The organism is Nocardia sp. NPDC060259 (genome assembly GCF_042728775.1).
In the GTDB taxonomy this organism is placed as follows: domain Bacteria; phylum Actinomycetota; class Actinomycetes; order Mycobacteriales; family Mycobacteriaceae; genus Nocardia.
This window is the reverse complement of sequence record NZ_JBHXAY010000189.1, coordinates 1-3689: the sequence shown is the minus strand read 5'-3', so window position 1 is coordinate 3689 and position 3689 is coordinate 1. Positions and strand designations below refer to the sequence as shown.

General features: G+C 69.8%; 5 protein-coding genes. 3 read left to right on the top strand and 2 right to left on the bottom strand.

Annotated features, from left to right (window positions below; genetic code table 11):
* Window positions 1–210 precede the first annotated feature (210 nt).
* Window positions 211–1521, top strand: coding sequence for an FAD-binding oxidoreductase (locus tag ACFWF2_RS33425; protein WP_379311477.1), 1311 nt, complete (start codon window positions 211–213; stop codon window positions 1519–1521).
* A 3-nt stretch (window positions 1522–1524) separates the two neighbouring features.
* On the opposite strand, the gene ACFWF2_RS33420 is transcribed toward ACFWF2_RS33425, so the two are convergent.
* A complete protein-coding gene (locus ACFWF2_RS33420) occupies window positions 1525–2049 on the bottom strand; it encodes a CGNR zinc finger domain-containing protein (protein WP_379311476.1) in 525 nt (174 codons plus the stop codon).
* 25 nt (window positions 2050–2074) lie between these two features.
* On the opposite strand from ACFWF2_RS33420, the gene ACFWF2_RS33415 reads away from it, so the two are divergent.
* Together ACFWF2_RS33415 and ACFWF2_RS33410 are read left to right on the top strand one after the other, a co-directional pair.
* Window positions 2075–2251: a hypothetical protein gene (locus tag ACFWF2_RS33415; RefSeq protein WP_379311475.1), complete on the top strand. Its 177-nt coding sequence runs from the start codon at window positions 2075–2077 to the stop codon at window positions 2249–2251.
* A 109-nt stretch (window positions 2252–2360) separates the two neighbouring features.
* On the top strand, window positions 2361–2714 hold the full coding sequence (locus tag ACFWF2_RS33410) for a hypothetical protein (RefSeq protein WP_379311474.1): 354 nt from the start codon (window positions 2361–2363) through the stop codon (window positions 2712–2714).
* An 84-nt stretch (window positions 2715–2798) separates the two neighbouring features.
* On the opposite strand, the gene ACFWF2_RS33405 is transcribed toward ACFWF2_RS33410, so the two are convergent.
* Window positions 2799–3689 (bottom strand): Ig-like domain-containing protein (locus ACFWF2_RS33405; RefSeq protein ID WP_379311473.1); only part of this gene is annotated, 891 nt, incomplete at its 5' end.

The following is a 3689-nucleotide window of genomic DNA, read 5'->3' as shown; positions in this document are numbered from 1 at the left end:
ACCCGTTTTTTGGGAGTGTGGGGGGCTGGGTTTTGTTTATATCACCCCGGGTCCGAGCCCCTTCTCACCCCCCTAACTCCCGGGCCGGTCCGCGCGGCCCGCCCCTTCTGCGTTTCACCGGAACGTTTCACCGGGACTGGCGGGGATGTCACAGTCGCCGGTCCTCTGTCGTCGACTCGGTAGACAACCGAGAGAAATGAGGATTCGGCCATGGGTATCGACGAACTGCGCGGCGCCGTCCGCGGGACGGTGTTCCTGCCGGGCGACGAGGGCTTCGACCAGGCGGCCCGGCCGTGGAACGTGGCGGTGACACAGTCGGTCGCCGCCGTCGTCGAGGTCGCCGACGCCGACGACATCGCCGGCGTCGTGCGCTACGCCCGCCGCGCGGGCCGCACGGTGGTGACCCAGCCGACCGGCCACGGCGCGACCGGCGATATCGAGGACACGATCCTCGTCCGCACCGGCAAGCTCGACAGCATCGCGGTCGACCCCGACCGGCGCCTGGCCCGCGTCGGTTCCGGCGCGCAGTGGGGACGTGTGCAATCCGCGGCCGCCGCGCACGGACTGTCCGGCCTGGCGGGCAGCAACCCCGTCGTCGGTGTGACCGGATACACCCTGGGCGGCGGGTTCGGCTGGCTGGCCCGCGCGCACGGCTGGGCGGCGAACGCGGTCCGCGCGGTCGACCTCGTGGACGCCGCGGGCGAACAGACCAGGGTGACCGCCGACTCCGACCCCGAGCTGTTCTGGGCCCTGCGTGGCGGCGGCGGCGACTTCGGGATCGTCACCGCGCTCGAGTTCGACCTCGTCGAGCTGCCCCAGCTCTACGGCGGCCGGGTGAGCTGGCCCGCCGAGCAGACCCGCGCGGTGTTCGAGATGTTCACCGCGCTCACCACCGACGCGCCCGCCGAGCTGTCGGTGTGGTTGCAGCGCTACCAGATCCCCGGCGCGGCGCCGACGGTCGCCATCGACTTCGCCTACCTCGGCGACCCTGCCGAGGGACGAGCGCTGACCAGCATTCTCGACACCCTGCCCGGCCGCCTCGCCGACACCCGTGGGGCCATGACGCCGGACCAGATCGGCACCATCACGGCCGAACCCACCGATCCGAGCCCGTCGCTGTCGCGCGGGGAACTGCTCACCGATCTCGGTGACGCGGTCGTGAAGACGATCATCGACGCACCGGTGGCCCCGCTGCTCAACATCCAGATCCGCGGCCTCGGCGGCGCACTGGCCCACAGCGGCCCGGACGACGGCGCGCGCGGAAGGGTCACCGAGCCCTACGCCCTCTACCTGCTCGGCCTCGGCCTGCCGCACCTGATCGACGACGTCACCGCCGGTTTCGCCACGATCCTGGACGGACTCGGCCCGCACATCACCGGCGCCAAGCCCTACACCTTCCTCGCGCCGGGCGAGTCGGCGAGCGCGGCCTTCGACGCGGCGACGCTGACCCGGCTCCGCCAGATCAAGCGGGCCCGCGACCCGCACAACGTCCTGCGCGCCAACTTCCCCGTGCTGGAGTGACCGTCACCCGGCGACGCGGCCGGCCCGGTGCCTGCGCACCGCCGACCGGTTCGCACACGCCGGGCTGCAGAAACGTTGTCTGCCGTTGCGTGAGGTGTCGGCGTACACCCGCGCGCACCCCTCGGCCGCGCACTCACCGAGCCGGTCCATCCCCAGACCGGTCAGGTGCAGTGCGGTGCCGACGGTGATCAGCGCGGCGACCTGGCGATCGGTCGGCACCCCTTGATCGCGGAAATGCAGGTGCCAGCCGTCGCCCGCGTGGTCGGTCAGCCGGGGCGCCGACGCGTACTCGGCGAGCAGCACGTTGAGCAGCGCCGCGCGTTCGGTCCGGTCCGCGCACGCCACCACCCGCCGCCAGCGCGACAGAAACGCCGCCACCGACGCCAGATCGTCGTCCGTCGGCGGCTGGGACAAGACAAGCCCCGCCGCCGCACAGCGCCGACCCAGCTCCGCGGCACTCCCACACGGTTCGTTGAGCAGGTCGACGCCGAGCTGCACCGGCTCCCGCCCGTAATGGTTGTAATGCACAATGCCATTACAACAGACTCGAAGCATGAACAGCCACACCACGCACACCTGGCGGATCGAGTCCTGCCACCGGACCAGCGAGGGCCTCATCGCCTACCAGCGGTGCCGCTGCGGGGCCCGACGGGTCGTCGTCGGCGACCCCGGCGTCAGCATCTCGGCCGAACTCCACGGCGCCGACCACGAGCTCGCCGCCACGGCGTAGCTCGCAGGTGGCCGGTGCCATGACGAACGTCACGTTTGACCGCTACACTCTGGACCACTGCCCAGATGTGGGGCATATCTCGTCAGCGTTCGACCGGAAAGACCCCTTGATGAAGCGTTCCACCGTCGTCGCCGCCTTTGCGGCCGCCACCGCGCTCGGCCCGATCGCGGGGACCGCGGCGGCCGAGTCGCCCGGCCTGCCCCTGTCCCCGTACGTCGCCGCCGCGCCGACGGCCACCGGCGAATTCGGCCTGCCCACCGAGCAGCCCGAGTCCGGCTCGGCACAGAGCGGCTCCACCACCGGCGTCGAGACCACCGGCTCCTCCGGCACCGGCTCGGCCGGCCTGCCCAACCTGGACCGGCTGCTGTTCGGCGGGCGCATCCTGTGCGGCGCGCTCGGCAGCGCTCTGGCTGTCGCGGGCGAGGCGATGATGGACTGCAGCGACCTGCCGACCCCCGCCTGAACCACCCGTTCACCAACCTTCAAAAACAAAGGGCCGCCGGAAACTTCCGGTGGCCCTTTATTTTTCGCGAATCAGCCGCGCGGATCAGGCGGCGTCGGCGTTGCCCGCCTTCCATTCCGGCCACGGAATGTTCCAGTCGCCCAGACCGTCGACACCGGACAGGGTGCCGCCGACGGTGTTCTTGATGATCGTGATGTCACCACGCTTGGCGTTCTCATACACCCAGCGCGCGTTCGCCGGACTCAGGTTCAGGCAGCCGTGGCTGGCGTTGGAGTAGCCCTGCTGCCCGATCGACCACGGGGCCGAGTGGAAGAAGATGCCGCTGTAGGAGATTCGCGTCGCGTAGTCGACCGGGGTGCGGTAGCCGTCCGGCGAGTTCACCGAGACGCCGTAGGTCGAGGAGTCCATGATGATCTTCTCGTGCCGGTCGCTGACGATGTAGATGCCGTTGTCGGTGGGCGTGCTGTCCTTGCCCATCGAGGTCGGCATCGTCATGATCACCTGACCGTTGCGCTCCACCGTCACCTGGTGGGTGTTGTCGTCGGCGGTGAAGACCTGCGCGTCACCGATGGTGAAGAACGAGTGGATGTTGTCCTGGCCGTAGAGCCCCTTGCCGAGGTCCTTGCCGTAGACGTTCACATCGATGGTCACCTTGGTGCCCGGAGCCCAGAAATGCTCTGGCCGCCACCGCACTTCGCGATTGTTCACCCAGTAGAAGGCACCCTCGACCGCGGGCTCGGTGGTGATCTTGATGGCGTCCTGCGCGGCCCGCCGATCGGGGATGTTCTCGTCGAACTGGATGGCCACCGGCTGACCGATGCCGACCACCTCGCCCTCGCCGGGAAGCAGGTAGGGCTTGGTCTGACTGTTCGGCGAACTGGTGGTGAAGCTCAGGGTCGTCGAGTTCACCCCGCCGAGGCCGATCGCCGACGCCGTCAGGTTGTAGGTCTTGCCGTAGCCGAGCACCTCGGTGGT

What these genes read in the sequence shown, in the direction of transcription:
- ACFWF2_RS33425 (WP_379311477.1), top strand. Translation starts at nt 211, where the DNA reads ATGGGTATCGACGAACTGCGCGGCGCCGTCCGCGGGACGGTGTTCCTG.
- ACFWF2_RS33415 (WP_379311475.1), top strand. Translation starts at nt 2,075, where the DNA reads ATGAACAGCCACACCACGCACACCTGGCGGATCGAGTCCTGCCACCGG.
- ACFWF2_RS33410 (WP_379311474.1), top strand. Translation starts at nt 2,361, where the DNA reads ATGAAGCGTTCCACCGTCGTCGCCGCCTTTGCGGCCGCCACCGCGCTC.